This is a genomic window from Pedobacter sp. UC225_61 (assembly GCF_044452285.1).
GTDB lineage: Bacteria > Bacteroidota > Bacteroidia > Sphingobacteriales > Sphingobacteriaceae > Pedobacter.
In genome coordinates this window covers 1,291,410-1,308,689 of the sequence record NZ_JBIOAL010000001.1, presented here as the reverse complement: position 1 = coordinate 1,308,689, position 17,280 = coordinate 1,291,410, and the positions used below count along the sequence as shown (strand labels likewise).

At 34.7% G+C, this 17,280-nt stretch carries 17 protein-coding genes and 1 pseudogene; all 18 read right to left on the bottom strand.

Translation table 11 applies throughout. The features are described 5' to 3' along the window. Positions 1-6: 6 nt before the first annotated feature. Positions 7-1,320 (bottom strand): hemolysin family protein, encoded by a 1,314-nt coding sequence (locus ACHMWN_RS06320; RefSeq protein ID WP_397298640.1) that lies wholly within the window; start codon positions 1,318-1,320, stop codon positions 7-9. Beyond that, the gene (locus tag ACHMWN_RS06315) at positions 1,320-1,868 is read right to left on the bottom strand and encodes an inorganic diphosphatase (protein WP_173273264.1); all 549 of its coding nucleotides are present in this window, start codon (positions 1,866-1,868) and stop codon (positions 1,320-1,322) included. Before ACHMWN_RS06315 ends, ACHMWN_RS06320 begins: the two co-directional genes overlap by 1 nt. Then, complete coding sequence (locus tag ACHMWN_RS06310) at positions 1,865-2,539, bottom strand: DedA family protein (protein WP_397298638.1); 675 nt, start codon at positions 2,537-2,539, stop codon at positions 1,865-1,867. The genes ACHMWN_RS06315 and ACHMWN_RS06310 overlap by 4 nt, the downstream gene beginning before the upstream one ends. 46 nt (positions 2,540-2,585) lie before the next feature. Beyond that, a complete protein-coding gene (locus ACHMWN_RS06305) occupies positions 2,586-3,959 on the bottom strand; it encodes an NADH-quinone oxidoreductase subunit N (protein ID WP_397298636.1) in 1,374 nt (457 codons plus the stop codon). Positions 3,960-3,961: 2 nt separating this feature from the next. Continuing rightward, on the bottom strand, positions 3,962-5,425 hold the full coding sequence (locus ACHMWN_RS06300; protein ID WP_397298634.1) for a NuoM family protein: 1,464 nt from the start codon (positions 5,423-5,425) through the stop codon (positions 3,962-3,964). A 19-nt stretch (positions 5,426-5,444) separates the two neighbouring features. Continuing rightward, positions 5,445-7,346, bottom strand: coding sequence for an NADH-quinone oxidoreductase subunit L (gene nuoL / locus ACHMWN_RS06295; protein ID WP_397298632.1), 1,902 nt, complete (start codon positions 7,344-7,346; stop codon positions 5,445-5,447). Positions 7,347-7,357: 11 nt separating this feature from the next. Next, the gene (gene nuoK / locus ACHMWN_RS06290; RefSeq protein WP_372817651.1) at positions 7,358-7,687 is read right to left on the bottom strand and encodes an NADH-quinone oxidoreductase subunit NuoK; all 330 of its coding nucleotides are present in this window, start codon (positions 7,685-7,687) and stop codon (positions 7,358-7,360) included. Beyond that, positions 7,680-8,186 carry an NADH-quinone oxidoreductase subunit J gene (locus ACHMWN_RS06285; protein ID WP_131551941.1) on the bottom strand — a complete coding sequence of 169 codons (507 nt, stop codon included), beginning with the start codon at positions 8,184-8,186 and terminating at the stop codon, positions 7,680-7,682. Before ACHMWN_RS06285 ends, nuoK begins: the two co-directional genes overlap by 8 nt. Before the next feature lie 50 nt (positions 8,187-8,236). Further along, a complete protein-coding gene (locus tag ACHMWN_RS06280) occupies positions 8,237-8,737 on the bottom strand; it encodes a NuoI/complex I 23 kDa subunit family protein (protein WP_397298630.1) in 501 nt (166 codons plus the stop codon). 9 nt (positions 8,738-8,746) lie between these two features. Further along, entirely contained in the window at positions 8,747-9,784 is a 1,038-nt protein-coding gene (gene nuoH / locus ACHMWN_RS06275; RefSeq protein ID WP_397298629.1) for an NADH-quinone oxidoreductase subunit NuoH, read from the bottom strand. Between the two features lies 1 nt (position 9,785). Beyond that, positions 9,786-10,796 (bottom strand): 2Fe-2S iron-sulfur cluster-binding protein, encoded by a 1,011-nt coding sequence (locus tag ACHMWN_RS06270; RefSeq protein ID WP_397298628.1) that lies wholly within the window; start codon positions 10,794-10,796, stop codon positions 9,786-9,788. Between the two features lie 2 nt (positions 10,797-10,798). Then, positions 10,799-12,176, bottom strand: a pseudogene (gene nuoF, locus ACHMWN_RS06265) (NADH-quinone oxidoreductase subunit NuoF). Continuing rightward, positions 12,176-12,688, bottom strand: a complete 513-nt coding sequence (gene nuoE, locus ACHMWN_RS06260) for an NADH-quinone oxidoreductase subunit NuoE (protein ID WP_397298627.1) — start codon at positions 12,686-12,688, stop codon at positions 12,176-12,178. The pseudogene nuoF and the gene nuoE overlap by 1 nt, the downstream one beginning before the upstream one ends. Further along, positions 12,681-13,895, bottom strand: a complete 1,215-nt coding sequence (locus ACHMWN_RS06255; RefSeq protein WP_397298625.1) for an NADH-quinone oxidoreductase subunit D — start codon at positions 13,893-13,895, stop codon at positions 12,681-12,683. The genes nuoE and ACHMWN_RS06255 overlap by 8 nt, the downstream gene beginning before the upstream one ends. A 3-nt stretch (positions 13,896-13,898) precedes the next feature. Then, complete coding sequence (locus tag ACHMWN_RS06250) at positions 13,899-14,399, bottom strand: NADH-quinone oxidoreductase subunit C (RefSeq protein ID WP_397298623.1); 501 nt, start codon at positions 14,397-14,399, stop codon at positions 13,899-13,901. Continuing rightward, positions 14,399-14,941, bottom strand: coding sequence for an NADH-quinone oxidoreductase subunit B (locus ACHMWN_RS06245; RefSeq protein ID WP_397298622.1), 543 nt, complete (start codon positions 14,939-14,941; stop codon positions 14,399-14,401). Before ACHMWN_RS06245 ends, ACHMWN_RS06250 begins: the two co-directional genes overlap by 1 nt. A gap of 107 nt (positions 14,942-15,048) precedes the next feature. Next, a complete protein-coding gene (locus ACHMWN_RS06240) occupies positions 15,049-15,420 on the bottom strand; it encodes an NADH-quinone oxidoreductase subunit A (protein WP_397298620.1) in 372 nt (123 codons plus the stop codon). A gap of 75 nt (positions 15,421-15,495) precedes the next feature. Next, positions 15,496-17,211 carry a hypothetical protein gene (locus ACHMWN_RS06235; RefSeq protein WP_397298618.1) on the bottom strand — a complete coding sequence of 572 codons (1,716 nt, stop codon included), beginning with the start codon at positions 17,209-17,211 and terminating at the stop codon, positions 15,496-15,498. Between the last annotated feature and the right edge of the window lie 69 nt (positions 17,212-17,280).

Sequence of the window (17,280 nt, the reverse complement as noted above, 5' to 3'; positions counted from 1 at the left end):
GGGTTTTTAATGCGTATCTACCATATCGCTTTTATTAATTACAAGCTCAAGTTTTATGGTTTCGATATTCTGTTCAGTTTTCTTTAAAATGGTAAATAAATAGCCATAGCATTCTTCACTATCACCTACTTCAGGAATTTTACCAAAAGCATGCGAAACTAATCCTCCTACAGTGTCAAAATCTTCATCTTCTGGTAAATCATGAGGCAAATGTTCATTCACATCGTATACTGTAGCATACGCATTAATGACAAATTCTGTATCTGAAATTTTTTCTACCGTTGGTTTTTCTTCATCGTATTCATCCTGAATTTCTCCAACAATTTCTTCTACAATATCCTCTAAAGTAACCATACCGGCTGTACCGCCAAACTCATCAATTACAATTGCAATTTGAATACGTTTTTGCTGTAATTCACTTAGCAAATCGTTAATTTTTTTTGTTTCAGGTACGAAATATGGTTTTCTGATAATATCTGCTAATGCCCATTGTTTTTTACCTGCTAAAAGTGGCAATACATCTTTTGCATGTACAATACCGATAATTTTATCAATAATATCATCGTAAACTGGCATACGAGAATATCCTTCACCAATAATGGTCTGCACCACTTCTTCCTTTGAGGTATTAAGTTCTATACCAGAAATTTTTGTTCGAGGCACCATGATATTTTTAACCACACGCTCGTTGAAATCGAATACATTTTTAATTAATTCATGCTCGTTATCTTCTAAGGCACCGCTTTCCTTACCTTGGTCTAGCAGATATTGAAGTTCTTCATTGCTGTGCAATGATTCGTGACCACCCGCAGAATTAATTCCAAATAATTTCAAAACAAGAGAAGCAAATCCATTCAACAGCCAAATTACTGGTCGGCCAACAAAATAAAATGCCCTTAATGGTAATGCAATAAACAATGTAGTAGCAACTGGTCTTTGTATTGCAATCGATTTCGGCGCTAATTCTCCAAAAACAATATGCATAATTGTAATGATCGAAAATGCTATAATAGTGGATGCCGAATTAATTACAGATTCGCTTATTCCAAACTTAATTAGTCCATCATGAATAATTTCATGCATTACACGTTCACCTACCCAACCTAAACCAAGCGAAGCCAAGGTAATCCCCAATTGTGTTGCTGCCAAAAACCCATCTAAATTGTGGATAATATGCTTTGCAATTTTACCTACACGACTACCAGTTTTTGCTTTGATTTCAATTTGAGAACCTCGAACTTTTACAATAGCAAATTCAGCGGCTACAAAAAATCCGTTAAGTGCAACTAAAAAGAAAGTCCAGAATAAATCCCAGCCCATTATATATTTCTAAATTTCTTATCGTAAAGCTCTATGCTTTCTTGTATCACCTTATGTGCATAGCGTACACCAAGCAAGTGTTCAATAGTTACCTTTTTCTCTTCTAATGCTTTGTAATCTTGAAAGAATTTTACAATTTCTTTCATGGTATGTGGTGGCAATTCGTGTAGATCGTTGATGTAATTTACAGACATATCGTTTTTTGCTACAGCAATAATTTTATCATCTTGCTCTCCATTATCAACCATATGCATTACACCAATAACTTTAGCTTCAATAATTGTCATTGGGTAAACATCTACCGAACATAAAACTAAAATATCCAATGGGTCATTATCATCACAATATGTTTGTGGGATAAAGCCATAATTTGCTGGATACATAACAGATGAAAAAAGAACTCTATCTAATTTAATCAGATTAGATTCTTTATCTATTTCGTATTTTGCTTTTGAACCTTTAGGGATTTCAATTATTGCATTTACTACAGCTGGTAGGTTCTCTCCAGGAGAAACGCTATGCCATGGATGATGATCTTCTTTACTCATTTTTTTTCTTCTTCTTCAATCTCCGTTTCATCTTCGTCTTCACTCTTATTTACCTGTTTTTTCACAAATGTGATAACCAATGGTATAGTGGTAATTACAATGAAACCTATTATTATATAAACCAAATATTCTTCAATTTGTTGGGCAAATCTTCTGCCTAAAAAATACCCAAGCAAAGTTAAGGATGCTATCCATAATATTGCACCTACAATATTATAAAATGCAAATTTTTTAAGTTCTAATTTTACTACTCCTGCAAAAATAGGAGCAAACGTTCTAACAATTGGCACAAATCTACCCATTATTAAAGCAAAGGCACCTTGTTTTCTGTAATATCGTTCTGCTGCTAAAAGATATTTTTTCTTAAAAAAAATACTATCTTTTCTTTTGTACAATAATGGCCCTGTTTTTCTTCCAAACCAATATCCTGTAAAATTTCCAGAAATAGCCGCAATGCACAAACCCAGTACAAGAACATAAATATTTACATCCAACCTGCCGGTTGCAACAAACATGCCTGCTAAAAACAAAAGATAATCGCCTGGTAAAAAGAAACCGAAGAACAAACCGGTTTCAGCAAAAATCACAAACAAAACAACATAGAAACCACCCTCTTTAAGTAATTTTTCGGGATCAATAAAATGCTGTAGTGAATTCCAGAATTCTTGCATAGTTGAATTATTCGTAAAACTACAAATAATAATCTATATCATTAGGCTATATCAAATTTAAAATAAGAGATGGATAAACCCCTAAAAATAAGGTAACTATTACCGACAACGCTAATACTATTTTATATTGTAATGGAGTATCTAAAACGGTATCTGAACCATCTTTAAACCACATTGATATGATAACTTTAAAATAATAATAGAATCCTATCAATGCGTTTAGAATAGCAATAACTACTAAAACGGTTTGATAATTTTCCATCACATTTAAAAACATAACATATTTTCCAATAAAGCCTGCAGTTAATGGAATACCTGCTAAAGAAAGCATTGCAATTGTCAATGCGAAAGCTGTTAACGGGTTTTTTTTACCTAAACCATTAAAGTTTTCGAAGTTATCATTACCTGTTTTTTGTTTCACCAAAATCAAAATTGCAAAGGCGATAATTGTTGCAAATGTATAAGCTGCAGCATACACTAGTACATTATTTGCAGAGTTAGCAGTTAACACGATTAAAGAAAATAACATATAACCTGCATGTGATACACTCGAATACGTCAGCATGCGTTTAAAGTTCTTTTGGTAAAGCGCTGTAATATTCCCTATGAATAAAGTAATAATAGTGATAACCATTAATGCCGGCATCCAAAAATCGTGTAATGGTTGGAATGCTCCGGCGAATAATCTTAAAAAAGCAGCAAAACCAGCTGTTTTAACAACTGTTGACATGAATGTGGTAATTAATGATGGTGAACCTTCATATACATCTGGAACCCAGAAATGGAAAGGTGCTGCTCCAACTTTAAAGCATAAACCAATCATCATTAAAATAACACCTGGATAAAATAATGGCGAAATTGATTTTACATTATTTACTAAGTAATTCTGAACAGTTGCAATATCAAAAGAACCTGTTGCTCCATAAATTAAGGTAATACCGAATAACAAAAATCCTGTAGAAAAAGCACCCATTAAAAAGTATTTTAAAGAAGCTTCATTTGATGCAAAATTCAATTTTCGTATTCCCGCTAGTATATACAAACTTACCGACATGATTTCTAAGCCAATAAATAACATCGACATATTTTGGTAAGAAACCATGATAATCATTCCCGATAGGGCAAACAAAATCAACGTAAAATACTCTGCTATGTTATCACTTCCTTCGGCAAAATAATTTTGAGTTAATAGAAATATAAAGAAAGTACCAATTATAGCTATGGCTGAAAATGCTAAGGCGAAATTATCCATTCGCATCATTCCGTAATACGTTGTTGGATTGTTCCATGAGCAAGCCACGAAACCCAATGCAACCAATAAACCAATTAAAGTTAAGGGTAGCAAGGCTTTTTTTGCCTTAAACAAACCTGCATAAAGTACTATTAAAGCCGTAGCGGCGATGGTTATAATAATGTTCATGTTTAGTTTACCCCTGTTAATTTTTGATTTACTTGTTCTAATAAATGTTGTACTGAAGCTTCAGATAAGTGCAAAATTGGCTTTGGATAAACACCCATTACAATTATCAGTACGCAAATAGTGTACAATACTACCTTTTCTGTTCCTTTAATATCTGTGAAACTGATGGTTAATGCATTGGTTTCGCCTAACATTACTCTTTGATACATTCTAAGCATATAAACTGCCCCAAAAATGATAGTCAGCCCAGCGATTAAGCCCAACCATGCATTGTAACTGTATACGCTAAATAGCAATAAAAACTCGCCAATAAACCCGTTGGTTCCTGGTAAGGCCACTGTTCCTAAAACAATAATTAAGAAAGTAATTGCTAATTTCGGAGCAACTTTTGCTAATCCACCTAATTCATCAATTTTATTTGTTTTAAGGCGAGATGAAATAATATCCAACACGAAAAATAAACCAATTACATTGATACCATGACTTAACATTTGTACCATTACACCTTGCAAGCCTTGCGTATTTAATGCAAAAATACCAGCTGATATTAAACCAACGTGAGCAATTGATGAATAGGCCACCAAACGTTTCGCATCTTTTTGTGTAAATGCAATTAATGAAGCATAAACAATTCCAATAACTGATAGTATCATTACTACACAAACCCAGTCGTTAACACCTTGAGGTACGATTGGCAATAACCATCTAATTACACCATAAATACCCATCTTCAACATGATACCTGATAATAACATGGTTCCTGGAGCAGGAGCCTCTGTATAGGTATCTGGTTGCCAAGTATGGAAAGGGAATACTGGCATCTTAATGGCAAAAGCAATAAAGAACGCCCAAAATATCCAACCTTGTTGATATGAATCTAAGTTTAAAGCGTAAAATGCATTGATATCAAAATTCTTTGCAGGATTTTGAAGATATAAGTAAATAATACCTAATAACATGAAAAGTGAACCAGCAATCGTGTAAACAAAAAACTTCATGTTTACTTTGATACGGTCTTTTCCGCCCCACATGGCGCAAATAAAATAAATTGGAATTAAAGCTGCTTCCCAACCGATATAAAATAAAAATCCATCTAATGCAGTAAATACCAACAGCAATCCGCTTTGCATAAATAGAATTAATGAATAAAAAGCATTGGCATTTTTGTATTCGTGTTTAAAGCTCGAAAGGATGATTAATGGCATTAAAACATTTGTTAAAATAACCGTAATCATGCTAATTCCATCAATACCCGCATGGAAATTAATGCCTAATTGTTGTATCCAAGGATAGTTTACTACAAATTGTGTAGTCGCATCTGGAGTAAATTGAGTTAATAAACTAATAGTTACGCAGAGCGATACTAGTGCAAAACCTAAAGCACTTAATTTAGCTGAACTGCCTTTAAGTAATGAGGTAATGATTGCACCTACAAGAGGTAAAAATAGGAGTAATAATAATTCCATTTATATGTTTTGAACCGAACTAAGCGATAGATAAATAAGTATACAATAACAATGCGATGATACCGAATACCATCATAAATATATAAAAGCCAACATTACCCGATTGTAAAAGGCGTAAACCTTTACTTCCTTCAGTTGCCGACCAACCAAAGCCATTCACCAAACCATCAATTACTTTTTTATCGATAATACGATAGAAAAATCTAGAAAATGCATCTAAAGGTTTTGTGATAATGGCATAATAAATTTCATCTAAATAGAATTTATTATATGATATTTTAGCAAAAATTGAGCGTTTGCTTTCATCTGAAACTGGAATGTGAGCATTTTTCACATATTTAGTATACGCATAAAACAAAGCAATTAATGCTGCTAAAACAGAAGCTCCCATTAGTCCAAATTCTGTAGCATGACTTAATTCCAACTCATGTTGAGCAATGCCTGCTCCAGTTAACCAATGTGCCAACCATTCGTTACCACCAAATACATGTGGGATATTTATTACTCCACCAATTGCAGCCAAAATAGCCAACACAATTAATGGATAAGTCATGATTTTTGGCGATTCCTGAATGTGTTCTTCTGCATGATGTGTCCCTCTATATTTTCCTGAGAATGTTAAAAACATCATTCTGAACATATAAAAAGCAGTTAAAAATGCGGTAAATAATCCAATTGCCCAAAGCACTTTATTGTATTCAAAAGCGTGAGCTAAAATTTCATCCTTAGAGAAAAAACCAGAGAAAGGTGGTAAACCTGCAATTGCGATTGTACCAATCATCATCGTAGTAAATGTAATTTTCAATTTAGATTTTAATCCACCCATGTGACGCATATCTTGCTCATGATGCATCGCATGAATAACAGACCCAGCACCCAAGAATAACAATGCTTTAAAGAAAGCGTGAGTTAAGACATGGAAGAATGATCCTGTATAGGCACCAACGCCCAAACCTAAAAACATATATCCTAATTGAGATACAGTTGAATAAGCCAATACTTTTTTAATGTCTGTTTGTGTTAGGGCAATTATTGCAGCAATTAAAGCAGTTGCTGTTCCAATAATCGCGATAATCATTTGCGTAGTTGGCGCTAAATCGAATAATACGCTTGAACGAGCAATCATATAAATACCTGCTGTTACCATTGTAGCCGCATGTATTAAGGCAGAAACTGGCGTTGGACCAGCCATCGCATCTGGTAACCATGTAAATAAAGGTAACTGTGCAGATTTACCGCAAGCTCCAATAAATAATAAAATGGTAATTAACGTAATTGTTCCTGCTCCCGGCATCATTGAAGCAGCCTGAGGAAATACTTTAGCAAATTCTACACTTCCAAACGTATTGAAGATTAAGAAAACACCTAAAAGAAATCCTAAATCGCCAATTCTATTCATTACAAATGCTTTTTTAGCCGCACTTGCGTAATTGCTATTGGTATACCAGAAACCGATTAATAGGTAAGAACATAAGCCAACGCCTTCCCAACCGATAAACATTACGATATAGTTCGAGCCTAAAACTAAAATCAACATAAAGAAGATAAATAGATTTAAGTAGCTGAAGAATTTACCAAATCCAGCATCATCATGCATGTAACCGACAGAATACAAATGGATTAAAAAGCCAATACCAGTTATAATTAACAACATAATTGAGCTCAATGGATCATATAAAAACGAAAGTGGTATATGTAAATTACCAGCGCTAATCCAATCGAAAAGTTCTACTGGAAATTGCTTTTGAACACTTGAATGTAAGTCAAAAAATAAAGCAACACTTAATGCAAAAGAAGCAAATATTACACCACTACCAATAAAACCAACTAGGCTTTTTCTAAAGGTATTTCTGCCAAGGCCATTAATTACAAAGCCTAAAAGCGGGAGTAAAGGGATTAACCAAAGTAAACTATTTATCATCTTCTATCTAATTACCACTTAAGGCGATTTAATACATTAATATCTATCGACTGCGTATTTCTGTAAACCATTACAATAATTGCTAGTCCTACGGCTACTTCAGCAGCTGCCAAAGCCATAATAAAAAACACAAAAACTTGTCCTGATGGATCGTTGTGATGAACAGAAAAAGCAGTCAGTAATAAGTTAACAGAGTTTAACATTAACTCTACCGACATAAAAATAACGATAGCATTTCTACGTGTTAACACTCCCATTACCCCAATAGTGAATATAATAGCACATAACCAAATGTAATGGTTAAGTGGAACTGTTTGCATGGTTGAAGTTAAATTATCCATTTGCTTTTTCTTCTTTTTTAGTTAACAATACTGCGCCAACCATTGCTGTAAGCAATAAAATTGATGACAATTCAAATGGCAACATGAACGGACCGAATAATTCTTTACCTAAGTTTTTTACCAATCCTAAATTTGGATTTTGCAATACTAATGGGCTATTAATTGAAACTGCTTTAAATGAACCAACTAAGGTTACTAATAAACATCCGCCAGCTATTACGCCTAAAATTTTAACTAATGCTGATTTATTGGGTTCATTTTCTTTATTCAAGTTCAAAAGCATTAGTACAAAGAGGAATAAAACCATAATTGCACCCATGTAAACAATGAAATTTACAACCGCTAAAAATTGTGCGTTTAATAGTACATAGTGAACTGTAAAAGTAAAAAAGGTAAGAATCAAGTATAAAACACTGTGGATTGGGTTCTTCGAAAAGATAACCATCAGTGAAAAAATGATGCTTAATGTTGCTACGAAATAGAATACTGATGTACCCATTAATTTTCTTTTTATTTAGTTTATTAGTTTCGCCATAGGGCGATATTATTTTATTTCACCTCCAAAGGAGCTTCAACTAATTTATCTTTGCCGTAAATAAAATCTTTACGTAAATAATCAGAAGGAACAATTGGTCCATCTAAATAAATCGCTTCTTTAGGGCAAGCCTCTTCACACAATCCACAGAAAATACAACGCAACATATTAATTTCATAAACTGCTGCATATTTCTCTTCTCTATATAATGCTTTCTCTTCTGGTTTACGTTCTGCTGCAATCATAGTAATTGCTTCTGCAGGACATGATAATGCACATAACCCACAAGCAGTACAGCGCTCTCTACCTTCTTCATCTCTTTTTAAAGAATGCATTCCTCTCCAGTTGATAGAAAATTCACGTTCTACTTCTGGATATCTAATAGTTGAACTTTTCTTAAAAAAGTGGCTCATTGTAGTACCTAAACCTTTTACAATTGCAGGTAAATACATACGTTCTGCAAGATTAAGAGGCTTTTGCTCTAGTACTTTTTTCTTGTTACTTAATGATTCCATAGCTCTCTCTTAAAACTTATTTACAACAGCGATCACAATCCCTGTAACTATAATATTGGCAATTGCCAACGGAATTAATGCTTTCCATCCTAAATTCATCAATTGATCATAACGGAAACGAGGAATTGTCCAGCGCACCCACATGAAGAAAAAGATGAACATAAATATTTTAGCAAATAAAACAACTGTTCCAATTAATGCTGCAACATTAGGGCTAACATGACCTGCAACAGTATCCATCCAAGGGTAATTGTAACCGCCAAAATATAAGGTGGCCATCACAGCAGATGAAACAAACATGTTGATATATTCAGCAAATAAGTAAAATCCTAATTTCATCGATGAATATTCTGTATGGTAACCACCGATTAATTCAGTTTCACACTCAGGTAAATCGAATGGAGCACGATTAGTTTCTGCAAAAGAACACACCATAAAAATGATAAATCCTAATGGCTGATAAAGTACATTCCAATGCCAACCATGTTGTTGCGCTACAATTTCTCTTAAGCTTAATGTATTGGTCATTAATAATAAGGCGATGATAGATAAGCCCATCGCCACTTCATAACTAATATTTTGAGATGCTGCCCTGATTGCACTTAATAATGAATATTTATTGTTAGACGCCCAACCACCAATCATTACCCCATAAACGCCTAACGAAACAACACCAAAAAGATAAAGTACACCAACATTAATATCAGTTACTTGCAATGGAACAACTCTTCCATTGATGTTTAAATCTTGACCCCAAGGAATAACTGCAGTGCCAATACAAGCACAAAGCATAGCCAAACCTGGGCCAACCATAAATAACCATTTACTAGCATTAGATGGAATAATCTCTTCCTTCATGAACATTTTTAAACCATCCGCTAATGGTTGTAAAATACCGAAGGGGCCAGCTCTATCTGGACCTAAACGATCTTGTAAAAAGGCAGCCACTTTTCGCTCTGCATAAGTAGAATACATTGCTATTACCAAACTAATGGAAAACAAAATAGTTACCAGCGCAAATTTTTCGATTACAAAATTTATATCCATTTTAGAATTTACTGGTTTTTTCTAGTTCAACCTTATTAGCTTCTTGCAAAGCCAAATTTTCTTTAATCACAGGTAACGGCTTAAATGTTTCGTAGTGATTTGATGAAATTACCGAAGTATCAGGAATATGAGTTGGGTGTTCGATTGTCCAATCTGCAGTTGCTTTCTTCTCAAAACGACATTCGTTGCAAATAAATTCTTCAACCTCACCGTATTGATCCTTACGAGCAGTAACACGTAAAACATCCTCACCCTTATACCAAAGGGTTACTTTACCATTGCATTTTTCGTGATCACAATTTCTATGTGCGTCAACAGGTTTAGTAAACCAAACTCTGTTTTTAAACCTGAATGTTTTATCTGTTAAAGCACCTACAGGGCAAACATCTATCACGTTTCCAGAGAAATCATTATCGACAGCTGTTTGGATATAAGTAGAAATTTCTGAATGGTCTCCACGATTTAAAATACCATGAACACGTTTATTTGTAATTTGGTCGGCAGTAAACACACAACGATAACATAAAATGCATCTGTTCATGTGTAACTGGATTTTATCACCTATGTCTATTCTTTCGAAAGTACGACGCTCAAACTCGTAACGAGTACGCTGTAATCCGTTTTCATAGCCTAAGTTTTGTAAATCGCACTCACCTGCTTGGTCACAAATTGGACAATCTAATGGATGGTTAATCAATAACATTTCAACAACACCATTTCTCGCTTCCAAAACTTCAGGAGATGTAATATTTTGCACCTCCATTCCGTCCATTACAGTAGTACGGCAAGATGCAACTAATTTAGGCATCGGACGAGGATCTTTTTCAGAGCCTTTACTTACCTTAACGATGCAAGTACGACATTTACCACCACTACCTTCTAACTTAGAATAATAACACATTGCAGGGGGAACAATATCACCCCCAATTTGCCTTGCGGCATTGAGAATACTTGTACCCGGTGCTACTTCTACCGTTATACCATCAATAGTAACTTTCATTAAATCACTCATGGTTAAAGATTATCCTGTTTAACTTCTTCAACTTTTTTCTCTATTGGAACAGCGTAATTGGCTAAGCCATAATTACTGCTCAAGCTTTTAACTGGCTCCTTTACATGCCACTCAAACTCATCTCTAAAATGTCTAATTGCACTTGCAACTGGCCAAGCCGCGGCATCACCCAATGGACAAATTGTATTTCCTTCTATCTTTTTAGACACATCAACTAGCAAATCGATATCACTCATTTTGCCGTGTCCGTATTCTAGTCTATGTAACACTTTTTCCAACCAACCCGTTCCTTCACGACAAGGTGAACATTGCCCACAACTTTCATGGTGATAAAAGCGAGCAAAATTCCAAGTATTTCTAACGATGCACTGATCTTCATCAAATGCTATAAAACCACCCGAACCCATCATTGTTCCGGTAGCAAAACCACCTTCAGAAAGCGATTCGTAACTCATTAAACGAGGTTCGCCGTTGGCATATTTAAGCGTTAGGTTTGCTGGTAAAATCGGAACAGAAGAACCTCCTGCTACTGTAGCTTTTAGCCTTTTTCCATTGGCGATACCACCACAGTATTCGTCAGAATAGATAAATTCTTCAACTGGTAAGCCCAATTCAATTTCATAAACCCCTGGTTTTACCAAGTTTCCAGAAGCTGATATCAATTTGGTTCCTGTACTTCTACCAATACCAACTTTTGCATATTCGTCTCCACCATCATTGATAATTGGCACAACTGCAGCAATAGAATTCAACATTGTTTACTACTGTTGGGCAACCATACAATCCAGCAATTGCTGGAAAAGGCGGTTTTATACGAGGATTTCCTCTTTTCCCTTCTAATGATTTTAACAAGGCGGTTTCTTCCCCGCAAATGTAAGCACCACCACCAGGTTGTACGTATAATTCTAAATTGTATCCTGTTCCTAAAATGTTATTTCCCAAAAATCCAGCAGCTTTCGCTTCTGCAATTGCTTTTTCCAAGATGCGGATTTGAGGCATCATTTCACCGCGAACGTAGATATAAGATGTGTTTGCACCAAGGGCGAAACTCGACACAATCATTCCTTCAATTAATGCATGAGGAATGTATGTCATTAAATATCTGTCTTTAAAAGTTCCAGGCTCAGATTCATCAGCGTTGCATACCAAATAACGAGCAACACCTTCTGGTTTAGCCAAAAAACTCCATTTCATCCCCGTTGGGAAACCCGCACCACCACGACCGCGTAAACCAGATTTTTTAACTTCTTCCACCACTTCATCAGGTGTTAAAGTTTTCAAAGCTTTTTCTACGGCACGATAACCACCTTTTTGGCGGTAAACTTCTAGGGTGTTAATGCCAGGTACGTTGATATGTTCTAATAATAGTTTACGTCCCATTATTTATTGCGTAAATTGTCTATTAAATGATCAACCGATTGCTCAGTTAAGTTTTCATAGAAAGTATATTCCGGACCGATTTGTAATACTGGAGCAAAACCACACGCTGCTAAACACTCTACACCTCTCCAACTAAATAAACCATCAGCAGTAACTTCGCCTTCTTTAACTCCAAGCTTACTTTCAATATGGTCCATTATTTTTTCTGCACCAACTAAACAACAAGGTCCAGTTCTACAAACTTCTAATACATATTTTCCTTTTGGCTGTAAAAAGTACATGCTATAAAAAGATGCAACTTCATACACTTCAATCGGTTCTATATTCAAATATTCAGCAACTTTATCCATTGCAGGCACACTAGTCCAACCAAATTCTGCTTGCACCAAATGTAAAATAGGTAGCAAAGCTGATTTTTGTTTTCCAGCAGGATAACGTTTAACAATTTCATCAAACTTTTCAATTAAAGCCGATGAAAATTCTACAGGTTGTGTTTCTTCTACTTTAAGCATCTAATTCTCCTGCAATAATGTTCATGCTACTCATGTTAATGATGGCATCTGATAACAGCATACCTTCGCTCATTTTTGCAAACATTGAATAATTAATAAAACTAGGTCTTCTAAAGTGCAAACGATAAGGTGTTCTACCGCCATCATTTATCAAATAAAATCCAAGTTCTCCATTACCACCTTCTACAGCGTGGTAAACTTCTGCTTTTGGCGCATCAATTTCGCCCATCACAATTTTAAAGTGATAGATTAATGCTTCCATATTGTTATAAACTTCTTCTTTTCCTGGTAAGTAAAATTCTGGCACATCAGCGTGGAAAATACCTTTAGGCTCCGATTTTAACTTTTCTAAAGCTTGCTCAATGATGCGAACACTTTGCCACATTTCTTCATTACGTACCAAATAACGATCATAAATATCGCCACTTGTACCTACCGGAATTTCGAAATCAAAATCTTGATAAGATGAATAAGGCTCGCTTACACGAACATCATAATCTACGCCCGTTGCACGTAATAATGGGCCAGTCCAACCGAAACTTAAAGCAGTTTCTTGGGTAACTTCGGCAACGCCAGCAGTACGGTCAATAAAAATACGGTTACGGTTCAACAAGCTTTCAAACTCTCTTAAAGCAACCGGAAATTCTTTTAGAAACTTATTAATCTTCGCAAATGCGATATCATTAAAATCTCTTTCTAAACCACCGATACGACCAATATTAGTCGTTAAGCGAGCGCCACAAATTTCTTCGTAGATTTCGTAAATATGCTCTCTAAATTGGAATAAGTAAAGGAAAGTTGTTGTTGCACCAGTATCTTGAGCAATAATGGTATTACAAATGATATGGTCAGAAATTCTAGCCAATTCCATGATAATTACACGCAAGTAATCAACACGTTTAGGAATTTGGATATTCAGTAATTTTTCAACCGTCATATGCCATCCCATGTTATTAATTGGAGATGAACAATAGTTTAAACGGTCAGTTAAAGGTGTAATTTGGTAAAACGGTCGGTGCTCAGCAATTTTTTCAAATGCTCTATGAATGTATCCGATAGTAGAAACACCACTTACAATACGCTCGCCGTCTAATTGCAATACGTTTTGGAAAACACCGTGTGTTGCAGGGTGAGTTGGGCCTAAATTTAGGGTTACCAATTCGCTCTGCGGATCATTATCTGTATATACTGGTTGATTGTGCTTCATGTTTTATCTACCAAAGTATTCGTCTTTTTTATCAACTCTGTTAGGATCTTCTAACGGATATTGTTTTAACATTGGATGTACATTAAGTTCATCCATATTTAGTATTCTTCTTAAATCAGGATGTCCTTCAAACTTAACTCCAAAAAAATCATAGGTTTCTCTCTCCATCCAATTAGCCGAATTCCAAAGCGTAGATGCAGTAGGAATTGCTGGGTCATTTTCATGTAGAAACACCTTTAACCTCAATCTAATGCCACTAACCATACTGTGTAAATGATAAACAACAGCAATTTGATTTTTCTCTGGATAATGAACGCCCGTTAAATCGGTAAGGAAGTTAAAGTTGACCTTTCCATTTTCCTTTATAAAAGATAAAACATCAATAATTCTATCTTTAGTAGTAGAAAAAGTTAGCAATCCATAAGGTTCTGTAACATCAAAAAGTTGCTCGCCGAATTTTTCACCTAGCAAATCAATGATTTCTGTATTTGTTGCTTTAGCCATTAGTCGATTCCGTATGAAGCTAACATTTGTTTATACTGATCTGAATATCTTCTTCTGCCCAATTCGTTCTTTACCAATTCCTGGATTTTTCCAAAGCCATCTAAAATAGCCTCTGGACGTGGAGGGCAGCCTGGAACGTAAACATCAACAGGGATAATCTCATCTATTCCTTGTAACACAGAGTAAGTATCGAAAATACCTCCACTTGATGCACAAGCGCCAACAGCAATTACCCAACGAGGTTCCGCCATTTGTAAATAAACTTGTTTTAAAACTGGCGCCATTTTCTTAGCGATAGTTCCCATTACCATTAATAAATCTGCCTGTCGTGGAGAAAAACTTAATCTCTCTGCACCAAAACGACCAAAATCGTAATGCGAACCCATAGTTGCCATAAATTCTATACCACAGCAAGAAGTAGCAAATGGCAATGGCCATAATGAATGTGAACGGGCCAAACCGATTACCTTATCTAAGGAAGTAGCAAAAAAGCCTGAGCCCTCTATACCTGGTGGCGCATCTACTATATTGATTTCACTCATGTTTTTAAACAAAAAATGCTTATTCCTAATAGAGAATAAGCAACAAATTTACAATATTTTAAAAGCAAATAGATTATGGTATTGGCATTTAGAATTAATCTAAATAATTAATTCCAATCTAATGCTTTTTTCTTTAGAATATAGATAAACCCTAATAAAAGAGTACCCATAAAAATGAACATTTCAATAATCCCGTTCCAACCTAGCTCCCTAAAATTTACTGCCCAAGGATACATGAAGATTACTTCAACATCAAATAATACAAAAAGAATAGCAACCAAAAAATACTTAATAGAAAACGGTTGACGAGCATTACCAACAGACTTAACACCCGCTTCAAAAGTAGAGAGTTTATCTTTTGTTTTACGCTTAGGACCTAAAAAATGCGTAGCAAATAGAGTTACTACAACAAATCCTAAAGCAACAATAACTTGAAATATAATAGGTAAAAAATCGTGGGCTGTACTTGTAGTTTCCATTTTATTATTTTATGCAAAATTAAAAGAAAAAGGCAGGATTACAAACCCTGCCTTTCTTTATTAATAATTAAGATATTATTTCTTAATTGGTGCTTTTTTTGGTTGTGCTGGTGGAGCACTCAATAACTTTAAATTATCTGCTGCATATGCATTCGAAGGATCAATAGATAAAGTTTTATTAAAGTATTCTTTCGCTTTTTCTTTATCAACACCTGAATAGTAGAAGCCTAAATAATTATAAGAATCGGCAAGGTTTTTAACATTCGCTGCAGCTTTCTCTGGTTTTGTTACCGTTAAAAGTGTTATATATTTTTCATAAAAAGGAACTGCTAACCCTTTTTGAGTTTCTGGGTTATCGATTACATCAATTGCTTTATTGATACGAGCTCTATAAAGAAAAGCTGGATCGTATTCAGGAGCTAATGTAATTACTTTAGCCAACGCAGAGTCACTTTCTACAAGCAAAGCTCTATCTTTAGCACCAGATTTTACGTATTCAGCTAATGCTAAATAGTAATAATTCATCGCCATGTTAGGGTTCTTAGAATTCAATGAAACTACTTTCTTAAACACGGGAATAGCTTTATCGTATTTTTTTTCTGCGTAGAATTTTTTGCCAATCTCCGCTAAGTCTTCAACTTTTGTAGTATCTAACTCAACTCCTCTTGTAATATTAACTACTGCTAAACTATCATTGCCAGTACCTTGTAAAGCTTTACCTAAATATAAATAATCTGATCCAAGAATACGAGCAGTGTCTTGCTTTCTAGCAAATAACTCATTCATGAATTGAACACCTTGAGGATAATTTTTATTCTCAATAGCAGAATATCCACGCATACGTATTACTACAAATGTTTTAGGGTTATTAGCATCAGGAGCATTTAAAGTTGCAACTTCATTTGATAATGTTGCAAAATCGCCAGCGTAAACTAAAAATTGAGCATAACGTAAACGAGATTCAAAAGACTTATCAGTTAAATCTAAATACTTTTTCATGTTTGTTAATGCATCAGCTCTTTTTGCATCGCCATTTTTAGGATCTTGATAAGACCATTGCAAATATAACTCTGCTAATTCACGATAAGCAGGGCCATAATTAGGGTCACCAGCTACAGCTTTTTTTAACTGTGCTTCTGCTTCTGCAAATGCGTAAGCTTCTTTATACATTTTACCAATTTGTACATTAACACGATATAAAGCTGGATTAATATCTGTTGCTCTTAAATACATGTTATAAGCTTCCGAATTTTTATGTTGCATTGCATAGTAATCCGCAATTGCTAAAAATGTTTCAGGATCTTTATCTTTTGAATCTAATTCATCTGCTTTTTGCAAATTTGGAAGTGCAGCAGCATAATCTGGAGTTTTTTGGTCTAAATAAGCTTTCCCAATAGCTAAGTAAGTTAAATAGTCTTTAGCTCCAAAAGACAATGCTTTATCAAAATTTGTTTTAGCAGAAGTTGCATTATTTGATTTTAAATCAGCATGACCTAAACCAACGTAGTTTAATGCATATTTTGGTTCTGCAGTAATTCCCTTAGAAAATACTGCTCTTGCTGAATCAATATCATCCGTACGTAAATACACTTCACCTAGGCTAAAATAATTTTCACCTTTGCTAGCTTGTGAATTTACTAACGTTTTAAGCATAGAAGTAGCTTTTTGATACTGTTCTGCATCTATTGCCTTCTTTGCATCAGCTAAACTTTGAGCAAATGAGGCACCACCCATCATTACCAAACCTAAACTTAAGGTTATTGCTTTCTTAATCATTTTCATCGTCTTCATTTGTTTTAATCGAAATAACTTTTCCTGTAATCTTTCTTGGTTCTGTTACAGCAACGTTCATCTCATTAG

Coding starts and splice junctions, on each gene's coding strand:
- ACHMWN_RS06320 (WP_397298640.1), bottom strand. CDS start 1,320: ATGGGCTGGGATTTATTCTGGACTTTCTTTTTAGTTGCACTTAACGGA.
- ACHMWN_RS06315 (WP_173273264.1), bottom strand. CDS start 1,868: ATGAGTAAAGAAGATCATCATCCATGGCATAGCGTTTCTCCTGGAGAG.
- ACHMWN_RS06310 (WP_397298638.1), bottom strand. CDS start 2,539: ATGCAAGAATTCTGGAATTCACTACAGCATTTTATTGATCCCGAAAAA.
- ACHMWN_RS06305 (WP_397298636.1), bottom strand. CDS start 3,959: ATGAACATTATTATAACCATCGCCGCTACGGCTTTAATAGTACTTTAT.
- ACHMWN_RS06300 (WP_397298634.1), bottom strand. CDS start 5,425: ATGGAATTATTATTACTCCTATTTTTACCTCTTGTAGGTGCAATCATT.
- nuoL (WP_397298632.1), bottom strand. CDS start 7,346: ATGATAAATAGTTTACTTTGGTTAATCCCTTTACTCCCGCTTTTAGGC.
- nuoK (WP_372817651.1), bottom strand. CDS start 7,687: ATGGATAATTTAACTTCAACCATGCAAACAGTTCCACTTAACCATTAC.
- ACHMWN_RS06285 (WP_131551941.1), bottom strand. CDS start 8,186: ATGGGTACATCAGTATTCTATTTCGTAGCAACATTAAGCATCATTTTT.
- ACHMWN_RS06280 (WP_397298630.1), bottom strand. CDS start 8,737: ATGGAATCATTAAGTAACAAGAAAAAAGTACTAGAGCAAAAGCCTCTT.
- nuoH (WP_397298629.1), bottom strand. CDS start 9,784: ATGGATATAAATTTTGTAATCGAAAAATTTGCGCTGGTAACTATTTTG.
- ACHMWN_RS06270 (WP_397298628.1), bottom strand. CDS start 10,796: ATGAGTGATTTAATGAAAGTTACTATTGATGGTATAACGGTAGAAGTA.
- nuoE (WP_397298627.1), bottom strand. CDS start 12,688: ATGCTTAAAGTAGAAGAAACACAACCTGTAGAATTTTCATCGGCTTTA.
- ACHMWN_RS06255 (WP_397298625.1), bottom strand. CDS start 13,895: ATGAAGCACAATCAACCAGTATATACAGATAATGATCCGCAGAGCGAA.
- ACHMWN_RS06250 (WP_397298623.1), bottom strand. CDS start 14,399: ATGGCTAAAGCAACAAATACAGAAATCATTGATTTGCTAGGTGAAAAA.
- ACHMWN_RS06245 (WP_397298622.1), bottom strand. CDS start 14,941: ATGAGTGAAATCAATATAGTAGATGCGCCACCAGGTATAGAGGGCTCA.
- ACHMWN_RS06240 (WP_397298620.1), bottom strand. CDS start 15,420: ATGGAAACTACAAGTACAGCCCACGATTTTTTACCTATTATATTTCAA.
- ACHMWN_RS06235 (WP_397298618.1), bottom strand. CDS start 17,211: ATGAAGACGATGAAAATGATTAAGAAAGCAATAACCTTAAGTTTAGGT.